Consider the following 15,094-nt stretch of genomic DNA (forward strand, 5'->3'; position numbering starts at 1 on the left):
GGCCAGTCTGCCTAGCGCCCCTGCATGAACATGTTAATCGTCAGGCGGCCGCTCGCCGGATCGCCGGTCAGCGCGGCCGGGTCGGGGATGACGCCCGAATGGAGCAGCCGCCCGCGATAGAGGATCATGCGGTCCGGCGCGGCGGCGATCTCGCCGATCATCTCGTAGCGGTCGCTGTCGCCGTGGTGGTAGCGGGCGGGCGGCATGCCGTATGCGCGCTCGTCTTCGGCCAACGCCGCGTTGTAGGCCGGCTCGCGTGCTTCGGTGATCGTTTCGAACCCGGTGCGGCGATGGCGGTAGAACGCGGTGCCCCCGGTCTCCGGCCCGAGCAGGTAGTGCATGATCGCGACCAGTTCGCCGGCCGAGTGGTCGTAATGCGGGATGCGCTGGAGCGGCGACAGGTCGGCCTCGGGCAGGGTGACGAGGGAGAAGGTCGACACCTCGCAGCTGATCCCGCGCGAAAAACCGAACACCCGCTGCATGATCGCGAACATCAGGTCGCGGCGCCGGTCAAGGTAGTCGGGTTCGGCCCAGCTGCGGATGCCGGGATAGGCCGCGCCGCCGGGCCGGTAGTCGGCGGCGCGGCCTTTCGCCAAAAGATCGCCCGCCATCCCGCTGAACCCGTCGATCTGCACCACCGGCTCGCCCTCGCGGCCGAAGCGGTGGATCGTGACGGGGGCGGGGGGCAGCGACGCCATGGCGCTTTGGTGCCGGGTCGGGCGGGATCGGTCAACGCCGCGCCGAATTTCGTCCGGCGCGGCGCTGTCCGTTCGCGGCCAGGAGGTCAGAAGCCCAGCGTCACGCCCACACGGCCCGCGGTCTTGCCGTTCCGGTTGAGCCCGGTGCCGAGCCCCGCGTTCACCGCCACGTGATCGCTCAACAGCGCGCCGACCTGGAACGAGCCGGCATGCGCCCCGTCGTAGGTCGCCACGTTTGCGGTCATGTTGAACTTCTGCCCCGGCAGGAACACCGCGCCGCCCATCGCCACGGCGGCGGCGGTGGAGCTGGCGATCTTGTCGTCGAGCAGGATCATCTGCTGCTCCAGGGCGCCGACCCGGCCGCCGAGCGCCTGCACGTCGCCCGCCAGTGCGCCGAACTGCGCGTCGGTGACCGCGGCGATGTAATCGATCGAGGTGCGGACCTCCTGCACCGACTGGGCAGAAGCGGCGCGCTGCCGCCCGAGTGTGCCGTTGGCATCGACCGTCACGACATCGACCGGCCCGACCTGCGCGTCGGTGGAGGCACCGATGCCGGCGACGACGACGGCGGTCTCGCTGTTGCCCAGCACGAGCTGGTTGTCGGCGGTGGTCCTTGCGCCAGTGCCTACCGCGGTGCTGTTGGCATGCGTTGCCTGCGCGCCGTTGCCGACCGCGGTCGCCGCGTAGCCCGATGCGGACGCGTCCCCGCCCACTGCCGTCGAGTAGAGTCCGGTCGCCGCCGAGCGCGCGCCGTAGGCGGCGCTGCTGTCCTTGCTGGCGGTCGATGCTTGGCCGACCGCGGCGGCGAGCAAGCCCGTCGCGCTGGCACCTTGGCCGATGGCGGTGGAGGCGACGTCGGTCGCCGCGGAGTTGTAGCCGATCGCGACCGCCGAATTGCCGGAACCGGTCGCGGTCGCGCCGATGGCCGCCGACAGCTCGCCCGCGGCCGCGCCGTACCCGATCGCGGTGCCGAGCTGCTGGCCGGCCTTGACGCCCTGGCCGATCGCGGTTGCGTAGTTGCCCGCCGCGCCCGAGCCGTTGCCGATGGCTGTTGCGCCCGCCCCGCCGGCCGAAGCGCCGCCGCCCACGGCGAGCGCCTCGCTCCCCGCGGCGCTCGGCGCGCCCGCGGCGGTGTTGGCCGTCACGTACGACGGACCCCCGCTGCTGGTGCCGCCGGTCACGCTGGCGACCCTGGCATCGACATAGGCCTTGTTCGCCGCGTCGGTGGCGGCGACCGGAGCGGCGACGTTGGTGATCCGGCGCTCGCCCCCTGCGCTGCCGACCGAGACGGTGTTCTCGACATTTGCGACAGAACCGGCGCCGAGCGCCACGCTGTTCACGGCGGTAGCGCTGGCGAGGCTGCCTATCGCGACCGCATTTTCTGCCTCGACTGTCGAACGAGCGCCGACAGCAATTGCCGCATTGGCTGCGTTCGAAACGGCCGCCTGACTCCCCAAAGCGATCGCGTACTCGCCATCGGTTGTCGCCCCGGCGCCGGAGCGTTCATACTGTCCTCCGATAGCGATGCTGCCCCATCTGCTTGCTGTGCTCTCGTCTCCGATTGCCAGTGACGATTCGCCGACGGCCTGAGCGCTGTAACCGATGGAAGACGCGTAAATTCCTTCCGCCGAAGCGCTTCCTCCAATTGCAACCGTAACGCCTGCTGTTGCCGATGCTCTCGATCCGATGGCCACCTGGCCAAAGCCGTTGATAGCCGTAGCTGCCGAACCGATGGCGACGTTGTTGTTCATGCTGTAAGTTGCCCCGCCGACGGCCACTGCACCATCGCCGGTTGCTGCGGCCATCGCACCGACCGCAACGGAAGCTACTTCCGGTACGGAGCTGAATGGGCTGCCATTCGAAACGGCACCGTTGCCGACCGCGACCGAATTGATACCACCCACGTATGTGGAATTTCCCAGAGCGAGTGCATTGGCGGCGACCGCTTGAGAGTTCGCCCCCATCGCGATGCCACCCGCGGCGCGCGACTGGGCGTTCCGCCCGATTGCTGCGCTGTCGGCGTACATGGCGTCGGATGCCTGCCCGATAGCTAAAGCATTAACCGCTTGCGCCTGTGCCCCCGTGCCGATCGCAACCGTATCGACCTGCTTCGCCGTGGCCTGGCGGCCGATCGCCACTGCTCCGGCTGCGCCGGAAAGCGTGTTGGCATCCGAACCGATAGCGACACTGCTGTCGCCGACGGCCTGCGCGCCAAAATAATCGGCATCGCCGCCGTCTCCCCCGATCGCGATTGCGCGGCTGCCGCTGGCGTTGGCATCCTGCCCCAGCGCCACTGCCATCTGGTTGGTGGCTTTCGCGTTGAAGCCGATCGCCGTCGACCATGTGGAACTAGCAGTCGCAAGTCCGCCAATCGCGATCGAGTCGGTACCCGTTGCGCTGGGAGCAGGAGCGCTCGAATTTACCTTCACGTATTTCGATCCGGATGTCGCCGCGTCGAGCTGTGCCTTGTTAACCGCGTCGGTCGCACTCGTCCCCGCCGCGACATTCGTGATCCGGCGCTCCGCTCCTGCCGCGCCGACCGAGACGGTGTTCGCCGCCGAGGTGACCGATCCCGCGCCGAGCGCGACCGCGTTCGAATGGTTCGCGGCCGCGCCTGCGCCTAGTGCTACGTTCTGGATCGTGCCGAAGGCGGTCGATGCGTCGGTACCGATCGCAATGCTGTAATCTCCGGCAGCATCGGCCCCTTCGGTGCCGCCATCTCCGCCATCCGCGCCGATCGCGACCGAGCCCGTTCCGCTCGACCTTGCATTCTGGCCGACCGCGATGGCCGCCGGACCGGTGGAGCGTGCGCTGGTGCCGATGGCGATACCGGCGCCCTGACCGACCAAGCTCGATGCGCCGAGTGCCGTCCCCCCGATGCCGGTGATGTCGACGAGCGCTCCATCGCCTACCGCGCTGCCCTTGGCGGCAAGGACCTTCGCCCCGTTGCCCATCGCGACGCCGTCGGTCGTGGCGCTGGCATTGGCACCGCATTCAAGCCCGTCGTCGTCGGTCGAGGGGGTGGCGTCGGCCCCGTTGGTCGCATTGCACGCGGGTGTCGCATCGGCCCATGCAGGAGCGGCGGCGAGGAAGGCGGCGGGTGCCGCGGCGAGAAGCAGCGACAGGCGGATGGCGGATTTCTTCATGACTTGACCCCCTTGATCGAACGATCGACGTGCGGGCAGGTCACGGACATGGGGTGGCATCTCTGGGTGCGGCGCCCCTTCGCGCCGCACCCGTTCCCGCCTGTAGACCCCCGGTTTTCCCTCCCCGGTCGTACGAACGCGATACTGTATCAGGGGAGTGGCGGCACTTTCCATTGGTAGACCCAAGGCGATTTGATCCGCTTTATTGCGTTTGCGCCACAGTAACGACGGCACGCATAGGGCAGCCACCTGCAGTAGTTCCAAGGCGTTATTTCGCCGCCAACGTGATCCGCTTGCGCGCATCGCCCCTTTCGCTCGGACGGCGGAACGCCTAGGATGCGTCCATCCCCGGGGAGCTTGTGCGAGCTGAGAGGGAGGGTTCACATCCTCCGACCCGTCGAACCTGAACCCGTTAGCACGGGCGGAGGGAGGGCCGGTTCTCGCGCTCCACCCCCGTCCTTCGAGAGGACACGCGCATGGCCGACATCAACAGCAAATTCGACATCGGCGTCACCACCGGCCCGATCCGCGGCAGCCGCAAGATCCATGTCGGCCCGCTCGGCGTCGCCATGCGCGAGATCGACCTCGAGCCTTCCTGCGGCGAGCCGCCGGTGCGGGTCTACGACACCTCCGGCCCCTACACCGATCCGGCTGCGACGATCGACATCCGCGCAGGCCTCCCCCAGCTCCGCCGCAACTGGCAGCTCGCCCGTGGCGACGTCGAGGAATACACGGCGCGCGAGGTTCGCCCCGAAGACAACGGCCAACTCGGCCCGGACCGTTCGGGCGGCGTGCCCGGCTTCCCCAACGTGCGCCAGCAGGTGCTCCGTGCGAAGCCCGGCGCGAACCTCAGCCAGATGCACTACGCCCGGCGCGGGATCGTGACACCAGAGATGGAATACGTCGCCATTCGCGAGAACATCGGCCGCGAGCAAATGGCCCGCGAGATGGACGGCAACAGCTGGGGCGCGGCGATCCCCGAATACGTGACACCCGAATTCGTGCGCGACGAGGTCGCCCGCGGCCGCGCGATCATCCCCTCCAACGTCAACCACCCCGAATGCGAACCGATGGCGATCGGGCGCAACTTCCTCGTCAAGATCAACGCCAACATCGGCAATTCCGCCGTCGCCAGCGACGTCGCGAGCGAGGTCGACAAGATGGTCTGGTCGATCCGCTGGGGCGCGGACACCGTCATGGACCTGTCCACGGGCCGCAACATCCACGACACGCGCGAATGGATCATCCGCAACAGCCCCGTCCCCATCGGCACCGTGCCGATCTACCAGGCGCTGGAAAAGGTCGGCGGCATCGCCGAGGACCTCTCGTGGGAAATCTTCCGCGACACGCTGATCGAGCAGGCCGAACAGGGCGTCGACTATTTCACCATCCACGCCGGCGTGCGCCTGCCCTACGTGCCGATGACCGCCAAGCGCGTCACCGGCATCGTCAGCCGCGGCGGCTCGATCATGGCGAAATGGTGCCTCGCGCATCACAAGGAGAGCTTCCTCTACGAACGCTTCGACGAGATCACCGAGATCATGAAGGCCTACGACATCGCCTATTCGCTGGGCGACGGCCTGCGCCCCGGCTCCATCGCCGACGCCAACGACGAGGCGCAGTTCGCCGAGCTCTACACGCTGGGCGAGCTGACCAAGCGCGCCTGGGCGCAGGACGTGCAGGTGATGATCGAAGGGCCCGGCCACGTGCCGATGCACAAGATCAAGGAGAACATGGACAAGCAGCTGGAGGCCTGCGGCGAGGCGCCGTTCTACACCCTCGGGCCGCTCGTCACCGACATCGCGCCCGGCTACGACCACATCACCAGCGGCATCGGCGCGGCGATGATCGGGTGGTTCGGCACAGCGATGCTTTGCTACGTCACGCCCAAGGAGCACCTCGGACTGCCCGACCGCGACGACGTGAAGGTGGGCGTGGTCACCTACAAGCTCGCCGCCCACGCCGCCGACCTCGCCAAAGGCCACCCGGCGGCGAAAGTCCGCGACGACGCGCTCAGCCGCGCGCGGTTCGAATTCCGCTGGCGCGACCAGTTCAACCTCAGCCTCGATCCCGACACCGCCGAGCAATACCACGACCAGACGCTGCCGGCGGAAGGCGCCAAGACCGCGCACTTTTGCTCGATGTGCGGGCCGAAGTTCTGCTCGATGAAGATCACGCAGGAAGTGCGCGATTTTGCCGCGAAGCAGAACTCGGAAAGCTATCTGGCGGCCACCGCGCCGGTGGCGGATGCGGAAGCCGGGATGGCGGAAATGAGCCGGGTGTACGAGGAAACCGGGCGAGAGCTTTACATGGGACAAGGTGACCGCGAGCACGATTGAATGGGGGTTTCCCACAAGGGCGGGCCGGTGCCCGCCGACATGTCATGCCGGTTCGCGGCGGGATGAAACGATGAAGTGGAACCAATGACGGAGCAGAGGCTTACTTCATAAACGCTCGCGACCGTTCCGGCCGTGAGCACGACGAGGAGACGAAACCGTGAAGCCCATCATCGCCCTGTTGGCTGCTGCCACATCGTTCGCCGCCCTCGGAGCTTGCACGACGGTCGGCGATAATCCTTACGGCTATTACGATACGGGCTATTACAACCAGTACGGCCAGTATGATTACGACCGACCCGATCCCCGCTACGGCAATTACTACGCAAACCGGTATTACCGGGCGGATCCGCGCTATCGCTCGTACACGCTGGGTGAGAACGACCGGATTTATGCGGGCGATGACGGACGCTATTACTGCCGTCGTTCGGACGGATCGACCGGGCTGGTTGTCGGGGGCGTCGCTGGCGGCGTGCTCGGGAACGTGATCGCTCCAGGCGGGTCGAAAACGCTCGGGACCATTCTGGGTGCTGCTGCGGGAGCGGCGGCAGGTGCTTCGATCCAGAAAGGTTCGACCCGCTGCCAATAAAAGCGTGGTTGATGGCGCGAGCGGCGAAGAGGCCGGCCGGTTCATGGGCGTGAAAAGCGATCGCGAATCGTTCAAGGGTATGGCGAAGGAAACCGACGGGAGGCGGCAATGAGGACCGTGCTCGCGTTCGCTGTCGTTCTATCGGTGGCCGCCTGCTCGCAGGAAGCGACGGTGGGGAACGGGGAACCCGATGCCGTGCCCGGCAGCGTAACTGCTACTACTGTCATACCCGCACCGACTGCCACGCCAAAGCCCGCGCCGTCCTTTCCAGCCGGAAATTGGGAGATGGTTTCGAGCGGCGAGGGCGATGGCCTGTTCTTCGGCGCATTCGAGGGCGAGGTGGCGGCGGTGCACCTGTTCTGCGCATCGAATGGGGGGCTGCTGGTGAACGTCCAGGCCTTTCGGCCGGACCGTCCCGGCGACCGTATGCGCGTCGGTCCGGGCAACGAGGCGGCGACCTTCGAGGTCGATCCGGCGGGTGACGCAAACCGGGGTGGGATTAGCGGAGAAGGCGCCGTGCCTGCGGGGCTCGATGCGATCCTCGCTGCCTCGGACGGTGTTACGGTATCCTACGGCAGACAGCGCGCCGGTCCGTTTCCGCCGGTGCCGACAGAGACCGCACGCGCGTTCGCGACGGGGTGCACCGACTGAGCGGCGGGCAAGGCTTGCAATCGGCCGCCGGCTCCGCAAGTGACGGCGCATGCTAGAATACGTACCTTCATTCCTCGGCCGACTCCTCCACGACGTCCGCGCGGGCCACGGCAAGCTTGCCGCGGCGAAGCTTGGCAGCGACAGCGCGATGGGCGCGGGCGGCTTTGCCCTCACCAGCGCCGCGTTCATGGACGGCGGCCTTCTCGATCCCATGTTCACCGCCGACGAGGAGGACGCCTGCTGCCCGCCGCTCGAATGGACGGCGCCGCCCGCCGGAACCCAGGCTCTGGTCCTGATCGTGGAAGATCCCGACGCACCCACGCCCGAACCGTTCGTGCACCTGCTCGGCTGGGGCCTCGAGCCCGCCGAGGGCGAACTGTTCGAAGGCGACGATCCGCCGTACCTCGGCCTCAATTCCTACCAGCAGGCTGGCTGGCTGCCGCCCGATCCGCCCAGCGGACACGGTCCGCACGATTATGTGTTCCAACTGTTCGCGCTCGATCGACCGATCGACCTGTCGCCGGGCAAGGGACGTGGCGCGGTAATCGAGGCGATGGAAGGCCACGTCGTCGGTGCGGCTGTCCTCACCGGGCGCTACGAGCGGAAGTAATCGGAGCGCCATCCGCGCGGCAATCGCCACGAAGAGCGCGACCAGCTAAGTAGCAAGTCGTCGATCCGTCCGATCGACCACGAGTTGCCGTCGCGGTCAAGGGAATCGCGCGATCGCGCGCCATCGGCGGTGTTTGCCGCAGCCCGATACGGTTTTACCGCGCTGCCAGCGTCGCAGCTACGTCGATGACGCGCGGCTGGCCACCGGCAGCGTCGGTCAGGGTCGCCGGCTGGGCCAGCGCGAGCGCCGGCTGCGCGGTTACGGCGACCTGGACCGGCGCGGTCTCGACCGCCGGAGCATCGGCTTCGGCCATCGATGAGGGCTCAGGCTCGTAAGCGGCCTCGTCCGCGGAATATGCGGGCGCTTCGTACGCCGCCTCGCGGTAGCCAAAACGGTCCTGGGCATAAAGCCCGCGCGTCGAGAGTTCGGCCACCTCCACGCGGCCTTGCGGCGTGATCATCGCGTAGTGATCCGGTAGCGATTCGGTGCGATGGCCGGTGTCGGCTGCGTCGAAAGCGACGGCGGGGCGGCGGATTTCTTCCGAACCGATGCCCGCCTGCTGGATCGGGGTGGCGTTGATGGCGGCCCCGCTGACGGCACCGGCAATCGAGACGAGCGCGCACGCGCCCACGAACCAAGGTGTTGGCCTCATGGCGAAAAGCTCCGAAATGATGTAATGCCTGTTTGATGTTGACAATGCACGAAAGCGCGCAGCCGTTCCCGCAGTCCAAGCCCCGCCGCGGGTCGCGACAGGCATGACCCGCAAGCAATCCCTGCTCGCGTACGTGAGTGCGCTCGTAGCAGCCTCGATGCTATCCGCCTGCCAAGCGGAAGGCCCCTCGAGCCCGATGCCGGGCAATGCCGACGACTTCGCGCCGTTCGAGGCGATCGGCGAATCGGAAACGGTCAACTTCTCCGGCACCGAGCCGTTCTGGGCCGGGACGGTCACGGGGAGTGCGCTGACCTACTCGACGCCCGAACGGCCCGACGGCGATACCGTAAAGGTGGAGCGGTTCGCGGGGCGGGGCGGAGTGTCGTGGACTGGCGTGTTCGACGGCGCGCGGCTGGCGCTCGCCGTGACGCCGGGCGATTGCAGCGACGGAATGAGCGATCGCCGCTTTCCCTTCTTCGCCACGATCAAAATTCGCGGGGAACAGCGCAGCGGCTGCGCGTGGACTGACAAGTCCCCGTTCACCGGACCGGCGCAGCCCTGAACGCCGGGCACCGGCCCGGTCGCCAATCCCTTACGTCTCGAGCGTCATCCAGCCTGGCACCGCCGAAACCGGAATGGCGTCCACGCGCAAATGGTCGATCGCGAAGCCCTGATCGGGATAGGCAGCCTTGCGGCGCTTTTCATCCGATCCGGCCAGCGGAACCACGATCAGTCGCCGGTTGACCTTCTGGCGCCAGTTCATCCGGGCGGTGTTCTCCTGCCCGACGTAACAGCCCTTGGTGAAGCTGACGCCGCCGAGTTCGGCCGCATTGGTTTCCAGCCACAGGATGTCGCCCAGTTCGGCGCGCCCCTCCACCACGCCGAGCGACAGGCGGTGGGCGAGCCATTCGGCATCCGCCGCCTCGTCGTCCGCGGAGGTGGGAGCTAGCCAACGCTGGCCCAGCGCGGCGAGGCGCGGATCGGCCGCACCGCCATCGCCCGCATGCGCCGCCCAGTGGATCGCAACGCCGTCGTCGCGCTCGATGGCGAGCTTGCGGCGGAGGCGATAGAGCGACAATCGCTTCGCCATTTCGTCGGCATGGGCGGCCTCGCAGTCGAGCAGCAACTCGCCCGGCGCACCCGGCCATACGATCATATCGAACATCGCCTTGCCCTGCGCGGTCAGCAGCCCTGCATAGACCGGGAGCGGTCCGGCAACGTCGTTGGTCAGCAATCCTTGCAGGAACGCGGCGGCATCCTCGCCGTCGGCCTGGGGGGTCACGCGGACGATCGCGCGGTCGAACAGTCGGGTGGCGGCCATGGGTGGCAGATAGGAACGGCGGCGCTTAAGGGAAGGCGCGATGACCGAATCCCTCACCATCCGCCGCCCCGACGACTGGCACGTACACCTTCGAGACGGGGACATGCTGCACGGCGTCGCGCGGCACACCGCCGTTCAGTTCGCCCGGGCGATCGTGATGCCCAACCTTTCCCCACCGGTCACCACGACCGAAGCGGCGCGCGCATACCGGAGCCGGATCGTCGATGCGCTTTCGAAGGGCACTGCGTTCGAGCCGCTGATGACGGCCTATCTTACCGACGATACCGATCCCGCCGATCTTGCGCGGGGCAAGGCCGAAGGCGTGCTGACCGCGGCCAAGCTATACCCCGCGAACGCGACGACCAATTCGGCGCACGGAGTGACCGACATCGGCAACCTCGCCCCGGTCTTCGCGGCGATGGAAGAGGCCGGCCTCGTCCTGTGCGTTCACGGGGAGGTGACCGAAGCGCACGTCGACGTGTTCGACCGAGAGGCGGAGTTCATCGAGCGGCACCTGTCGCAGATCGTGCGCAACTTCCCCGGCCTCAAAGTCGTGCTGGAACACATCACGACGCGCGAGGGCGTCGAGTTCGTCGAGGCGGCCGGGCCGAACGTCGCGGGCACGATCACCCCGCAGCACCTGCATATCAATCGCAACGCCATGCTCGTCGGCGGGATTCGCCCGCACGCCTACTGCCTGCCCGTCGCCAAGCGCGAGGTGCACCGGCTGGCTCTTCGCAAGGCGGCGACAGGCGGGGGCGCGAAGTTCTTTCTCGGCACCGACAGCGCCCCCCATTCCAAGGACGCGAAGGAAAGCGCCTGCGGCTGTGCGGGCATCTTCAACGCGCCGTTCGCGCTCGAGAGTTACGTCCAGGTGTTCGACGAGGAAGACGCACTCCGACATTTCGAACAGTTCGCGTCGCTCGCGGGGCCGGCGTTCTACGGGCTGCCGGCCAACACGGACATGGTGACGCTGGAGCGCGCGGATCAAGTCGTGCCCGACACGATCGACGCTGCGGGCACGCCGGTGGTGCCGTTCCATGCGGGTGAAACGCTCAGGTGGCGACTGGTCGCCTGACCGCGCGGGCCGCCCGCGCCCGCGACCACAGGTCCCAGACGAACACCGCGATCGCCAGCCAGATCGCAACGAACGCGGCGATCTCCGCCGGGTGCAGCGGTTTGTCGAACACCGTGAGGCCGAGGACGAACACGATCGTCGGCGCGAGGAACTGGATGAAGCCGAGCGTCGAGTAGCTCATCCGCCGGGCAGCGATGGCGAACATCCACAACGGAATTGCCGTCAGCACTCCGCCGAGCACGATCAGCAGGCTGAGCGCCGGGTCGTGGCCGAACGAGGATCCCGCCGTGGCGCCGTACCACGCGGCTACGCCCGCTGCGGGAAGGAGGAGGATCGCCGATTCGACCGTCAGCCCCGGCAACGCGCCGACATCCACCCGCTTTCGCAAGAGGCCGTAGGTGCCGAAGCTGAAGGCGAGCGTCAGGCTGATCCAGAGCGTCGTCAGTGCCCCGCCCAGTAGCATGGCAATACCTACCCCGGCGATTCCCACCGCGATCCACTGACGGCGGGTCAGCTTTTCGCCGAGCACCGCCGTGCCGAGCAGCACGTTCACGAGCGGGTTGATGTAGTAGCCCAGGCTCGCGGCGAAGACCTCGCCCGCCTGGATCGCCCAGATATAGACGAGCCAGTTTACCGCGATCAGCGTGGCGGTGATGGCCAGCACCCCCATCGCGCGCCCGTTGCGCAGCGTCGCGGCCACTTCGCCCCATTGGCCGCGCATGGCCACGATTCCCAGGCACAGCGGCAGCGTCCAGACGATCCGCCACGCCACGAACTCGAACGGCGGGACCGCCTTCACCAGTATCAGATAGAGCGGCAGGAAGCCCCAGATGACGTAGGCGCCGAGCGCCGCCGGCAACCCCGACGGAGCAGGCGATAGGGCCGAAGGCGGGGCAGGCGCGGTCGTTTCGTTCATCTTGCCGTGCCCGTAAGCGCGCCCACCGGGCCCGGCAAGCGACGGTTTTCCGCCGCGAACTACGCCGCGGCGTCATGCTGGAAAAAACTCGCTTCCTGAAACTGCGGTTGCTGTTCGTTCAGCTAACGACGTTTAAATATGAACGTGACGACGGGGTTCGCACTCAGCCTCGCCATCGCGAACTGAGAACGACGAAGGAATTGGACATGCATACCAGGACGATCAAGACCGCAGCGATGGCGCTGGCCGCTTCGGGCCTCGCACTCACCGCGCCGGCGTCCGCCGCCCCCGCCGCGCACGCAGCGGCCTGGCAAAACAGCGCGCAGTGGAGCGACGTGTCCGCCGAACATGGGCGCAAGCACAAGCGCTACGAGCGCCAGCGCGCCTACAGCTACGGCGCGACCCCGTATTACAACAACGGCTATCGCACGAACGCCTACCCCCAGCAGGCCTATTACGGCGAGCCCGTCTACGCCAATACCCGCGTCTGGCAAGGCGACAACGGACAGTACTACTGCCGCAAGTCGAACGGCACCACCGGCCTCCTGATCGGTGCCGCGGGCGGGGCGCTGCTGGGCCGCGAGATCGCAGGCCGCTTCGGCGACCGGACGCTCGGTGCGATCCTCGGCGCTGCCGGTGGTGCGCTGCTCGGACGTTCGATCGACAAGAGCAGCACGCGCTGCCGCTGATTTGAACCACGAACTTCGCGACCGTGCCCACCCGCGGTCGCAAGCGCGGCACCCCAGGGGGTCGCGGGAGGCGTCTCCGGCTTCGGCCGGGGGCGCCTTCTTCCTTTTTCGAAGCGATTCGATGCGGTAGGCAGTCCGGCATGATCCGCTCGACCTCAATGCTGGCCCTGGTGCTCGCCCTTGCGGGTTGCAACAGCGAGGACGCGCCCGAGCCGGCGAGGCCGCGCGATCCGCAGGTCGCGCAGGCGCTCAACGATCCGCTGATGACCGATCCCGATCTGTCGGCCCGCAACGAGGGCGGGGCGGCGCTGACGGTGGACAGCGATTTCTCGCTCCCGGTCATTCCGGCGACCCCGGAGGAGATCGCGCGAGCTAAGGTGGAAGCGCAGACTATTCTGGGCGGGTCAACGATGTTGGTCGTGCCGTCGGCGCCCGTGGCGACGACCGACCCACTGCCCGCCGATGCGGATGCACCATCCCGTCTCGCGGTCCTCGTCGGCAATACTGGCGCGTGCCGGAGCACTCTCGCAAAATCGGCGATCTGGGCGGCCCGAATGCCGGCCGCGATGCCGATCTATCCGCGCGGACACACGGTCGATGCGGCGGGATCCGACGATGCGGCCTGCCGGGTTCGCACCGCCGCGTTCACCACCCCGGTGCCGCGCGCCGACGTCATGGCGTTCTATCTTGCCCGGACCCAAGCGATCGGCGGGAAGGGGTCGCCCCTGATGCGGGCGGGCGAGGACTGGCGCCTGCGCGGGGCAGCGGGCGCACTCGCGTACGACGTCTTCGCCCGGCCCCAGGGCGACCACACCCTCGTGCGCCTGACCGTCGCCGAACGCTGACGCCTCAACGCGGTTTTCGTCGCCGATCCTCGCGGATGCCCACGCCCATGCTCGCCCGCGGCTGGTCCATCTCGCTGCTGGCGACCGGATAGGCGCAGTAGTCGGCGGCATAGAACGCGGCCGGGCGGTGGTTGCCGGACAGGCCGAGCCCGCCGAACGGTGCCTTGCTGCTCGCCCCGTTTGTCGGGCGGTTCCAGTTGACGATCCCCGCGCGCACGCTGGCCCAGAAGCGGTTGTAGTCCTGCGGGCTGCCGCCGATCAGGCTTGCGGCGAGACCGAACCGTGTGTTGTTCGCCTCCGCGATCCCCTGTTCCAGGTCGGCGACCCTGACCACCTGCAGCAACGGCCCGAACAGCTCCACGTCGGGCCGGTCGGCCATCGCAGTCACGTCGATGATCGCCGGGCTGACGAAGGGGAGGTCGGCGTTCGGGCGCTGCATGTGCTTGATCGCCCGCCCGCCGTTGGACAGCAGGTAGAGGAAGCTTTCGCCGAGCTGGTCGGCGGCGGCGTTGTCGATCACCGGACCCATGAACGGGGCGGGATCGGCGAAGGGCTGGTCGTAGATGAGCCGGTCGGCGAGGTTCTTCACCTCGCTCACGATCGCGTCGTACATGCTGTCGACCACGATCAGGCGGCGCGCGGCGGTGCACCGCTGCCCGGCGCTGGTGAAGGCACTCTGCGCGATGAGCGCGGCCGCGTCCGACACCTTGGGCGTGTCGGTCACCACGATGGGATTGTTGCCTCCCATCTCCAGCGCCACGATCTTGCCGGGGTTCGTCGCGAGCTTGCGGTTGATGGCGATGCCCGCCTGCGCGCTGCCGGTGAACAGCACTCCGTCGACGTCGCGATGGGCGACGAGCGCCTGCCCCTCGGCCGGTCCGCCCACGAGCAGCTGGACGACCGCCGCCGAAATGCCCGCCCGGTGGAAGCAGCCGAGCAGAAACTCGCCCACCGCCGGGGTCTTCTCGCTCGGTTTGAAGATCACGACGTTGCCCGCGATCAGCGCCGGGACGATGTGGCCGTTGGGCAGGTGCGCGGGGAAGTTGTAGGGGCCGAGCACGACCATCACGCCATGCGGCTTGTGCCGCACCGCGGCGGTACCCTGAAGCGCGTTGTCGAGCTTCTTCTGTCCGGTCCGTTCGGCATAGGCGGCGACCGAGATGTCGACCTTGGCGACGACGGATTCGACCTCGGTGCGCGCTTCCCACAGCGGCTTGCCGGTCTCGCGCGCGATCAGTTCGGCGAAGCGATCCTGATCCTTGCGCACTTCGTTGGCGAAGCGGCGGACGAGCTCGATCCGGGTCGCGAGCGGTTTTGCGGCCCATTCGGGCCATGCCCTTCGCGCCCGGTCGACGGTCGCGTCGACATCGCCGACCTTTCCGCGCCAGAGCTCGGCGCCCGTTGCGGGTTCGGTGGAAACTATCTCTGGTACGGACAAGGAGCGACTTTCGTTAGATGGTCCGGCGGGGCCGGCTTACGCGTTGACCCTGTCTAGCCGGAAAAAGCCCTTACCGCCATTCCGGCCGTCACTCCGGGCGCCACACTCCATTGTGGTGTAAATTG

14 protein-coding genes and 1 riboswitch are annotated in these 15,094 nt (G+C 67.7%); of the genes, 8 read left to right on the forward strand and 6 right to left on the reverse strand.

Going from position 1 to position 15,094, the window contains the following annotated elements; all coding sequences use genetic code 11:
• Nucleotides 1–11: 11 nt before the first annotated feature.
• The gene (locus tag D4766_RS11095; protein WP_120717508.1) at nt 12–698 is read right to left on the reverse strand and encodes a DUF6445 family protein; all 687 of its coding nucleotides are present in this window, start codon (nt 696–698) and stop codon (nt 12–14) included.
• A gap of 86 nt (nt 699–784) precedes the next feature.
• Entirely contained in the window at nt 785–3,844 is a 3,060-nt protein-coding gene (locus D4766_RS11100; protein ID WP_162935754.1) for a YadA-like family protein, read from the reverse strand.
• A gap of 339 nt (nt 3,845–4,183) precedes the next feature.
• Nucleotides 4,184–4,291, forward strand: a riboswitch (TPP riboswitch).
• Nucleotides 4,292–4,320: 29 nt separating this feature from the next.
• Here D4766_RS11100 and thiC point away from each other — a divergent pair.
• The 4 genes from thiC to D4766_RS11120 all read left to right on the forward strand — a co-directional run bounded on the left by thiC (nt 4,321) and on the right by D4766_RS11120 (nt 8,030).
• Entirely contained in the window at nt 4,321–6,183 is a 1,863-nt protein-coding gene (thiC, locus tag D4766_RS11105; protein ID WP_120717510.1) for a phosphomethylpyrimidine synthase ThiC, read from the forward strand.
• 157 nt (nt 6,184–6,340) lie between these two features.
• Entirely contained in the window at nt 6,341–6,769 is a 429-nt protein-coding gene (locus D4766_RS11110) for a glycine zipper 2TM domain-containing protein (protein ID WP_234024790.1), read from the forward strand.
• 108 nt (nt 6,770–6,877) lie between these two features.
• Nucleotides 6,878–7,420, forward strand: a complete 543-nt coding sequence (locus D4766_RS11115) for a hypothetical protein (RefSeq protein WP_162935755.1) — start codon at nt 6,878–6,880, stop codon at nt 7,418–7,420.
• Nucleotides 7,421–7,469: 49 nt separating this feature from the next.
• Nucleotides 7,470–8,030: a YbhB/YbcL family Raf kinase inhibitor-like protein gene (locus D4766_RS11120; protein ID WP_120717512.1), complete on the forward strand. Its 561-nt coding sequence runs from the start codon at nt 7,470–7,472 to the stop codon at nt 8,028–8,030.
• 154 nt (nt 8,031–8,184) lie between these two features.
• Here the strand turns inward: D4766_RS11120 and D4766_RS11125 are convergent, their stop codons facing one another.
• The gene (locus D4766_RS11125) at nt 8,185–8,682 is read right to left on the reverse strand and encodes a hypothetical protein (RefSeq protein WP_162935756.1); all 498 of its coding nucleotides are present in this window, start codon (nt 8,680–8,682) and stop codon (nt 8,185–8,187) included.
• Between the two features lie 103 nt (nt 8,683–8,785).
• Between D4766_RS11125 and D4766_RS11130 the strand changes: the two genes are divergently transcribed.
• Entirely contained in the window at nt 8,786–9,244 is a 459-nt protein-coding gene (locus D4766_RS11130) for a COG3650 family protein (RefSeq protein WP_120717514.1), read from the forward strand.
• A 30-nt stretch (nt 9,245–9,274) separates the two neighbouring features.
• On the opposite strand, the gene ygfZ is transcribed toward D4766_RS11130, so the two are convergent.
• Nucleotides 9,275–10,003, reverse strand: coding sequence for a CAF17-like 4Fe-4S cluster assembly/insertion protein YgfZ (gene ygfZ, locus D4766_RS11135; protein WP_120717515.1), 729 nt, complete (start codon nt 10,001–10,003; stop codon nt 9,275–9,277).
• Between the two features lie 40 nt (nt 10,004–10,043).
• On the opposite strand from ygfZ, the gene pyrC reads away from it, so the two are divergent.
• A complete protein-coding gene (pyrC, locus tag D4766_RS11140) occupies nt 10,044–11,081 on the forward strand; it encodes a dihydroorotase (protein WP_120717516.1) in 1,038 nt (345 codons plus the stop codon).
• Here the strand turns inward: pyrC and rarD are convergent.
• Nucleotides 11,059–11,997, reverse strand: a complete 939-nt coding sequence (rarD, locus tag D4766_RS11145; protein ID WP_120717517.1) for an EamA family transporter RarD — start codon at nt 11,995–11,997, stop codon at nt 11,059–11,061. The genes pyrC and rarD overlap by 23 nt on opposite strands.
• 206 nt (nt 11,998–12,203) lie before the next feature.
• On the opposite strand from rarD, the gene D4766_RS11150 reads away from it, so the two are divergent.
• On the forward strand, nt 12,204–12,686 hold the full coding sequence (locus D4766_RS11150) for a glycine zipper 2TM domain-containing protein (protein ID WP_120717518.1): 483 nt from the start codon (nt 12,204–12,206) through the stop codon (nt 12,684–12,686).
• A 140-nt stretch (nt 12,687–12,826) separates the two neighbouring features.
• Nucleotides 12,827–13,531 carry a hypothetical protein gene (locus D4766_RS11155; RefSeq protein WP_120717519.1) on the forward strand — a complete coding sequence of 235 codons (705 nt, stop codon included), beginning with the start codon at nt 12,827–12,829 and terminating at the stop codon, nt 13,529–13,531.
• Nucleotides 13,532–13,535: 4 nt separating this feature from the next.
• Here the strand turns inward: D4766_RS11155 and astD are convergent, their stop codons facing one another.
• Nucleotides 13,536–14,969 carry a succinylglutamate-semialdehyde dehydrogenase gene (gene astD, locus D4766_RS11160; protein WP_120717520.1) on the reverse strand — a complete coding sequence of 478 codons (1,434 nt, stop codon included), beginning with the start codon at nt 14,967–14,969 and terminating at the stop codon, nt 13,536–13,538.
• Nucleotides 14,970–15,094 lie beyond the last annotated feature (125 nt).

The sequence above is a fragment of the Tsuneonella amylolytica genome (genome assembly GCF_003626915.1).
GTDB classification, from domain to species: domain Bacteria; phylum Pseudomonadota; class Alphaproteobacteria; order Sphingomonadales; family Sphingomonadaceae; genus Tsuneonella; species Tsuneonella amylolytica.

Coding starts and splice junctions, on each gene's coding strand:
- D4766_RS11095 (WP_120717508.1), bottom strand. CDS start 698: ATGGCGTCGCTGCCCCCCGCCCCCGTCACGATCCACCGCTTCGGCCGC.
- thiC (WP_120717510.1), top strand. CDS start 4,321: ATGGCCGACATCAACAGCAAATTCGACATCGGCGTCACCACCGGCCCG.
- D4766_RS11115 (WP_162935755.1), top strand. CDS start 6,878: ATGAGGACCGTGCTCGCGTTCGCTGTCGTTCTATCGGTGGCCGCCTGC.
- D4766_RS11130 (WP_120717514.1), top strand. CDS start 8,786: ATGACCCGCAAGCAATCCCTGCTCGCGTACGTGAGTGCGCTCGTAGCA.
- pyrC (WP_120717516.1), top strand. CDS start 10,044: ATGACCGAATCCCTCACCATCCGCCGCCCCGACGACTGGCACGTACAC.
- D4766_RS11120 (WP_120717512.1), top strand. CDS start 7,470: ATGCTAGAATACGTACCTTCATTCCTCGGCCGACTCCTCCACGACGTC.
- D4766_RS11150 (WP_120717518.1), top strand. CDS start 12,204: ATGCATACCAGGACGATCAAGACCGCAGCGATGGCGCTGGCCGCTTCG.
- ygfZ (WP_120717515.1), bottom strand. CDS start 10,003: ATGGCCGCCACCCGACTGTTCGACCGCGCGATCGTCCGCGTGACCCCC.
- D4766_RS11125 (WP_162935756.1), bottom strand. CDS start 8,682: ATGAGGCCAACACCTTGGTTCGTGGGCGCGTGCGCGCTCGTCTCGATT.
- D4766_RS11155 (WP_120717519.1), top strand. CDS start 12,827: ATGATCCGCTCGACCTCAATGCTGGCCCTGGTGCTCGCCCTTGCGGGT.
- D4766_RS11100 (WP_162935754.1), bottom strand. CDS start 3,844: ATGAAGAAATCCGCCATCCGCCTGTCGCTGCTTCTCGCCGCGGCACCC.
- rarD (WP_120717517.1), bottom strand. CDS start 11,997: ATGAACGAAACGACCGCGCCTGCCCCGCCTTCGGCCCTATCGCCTGCT.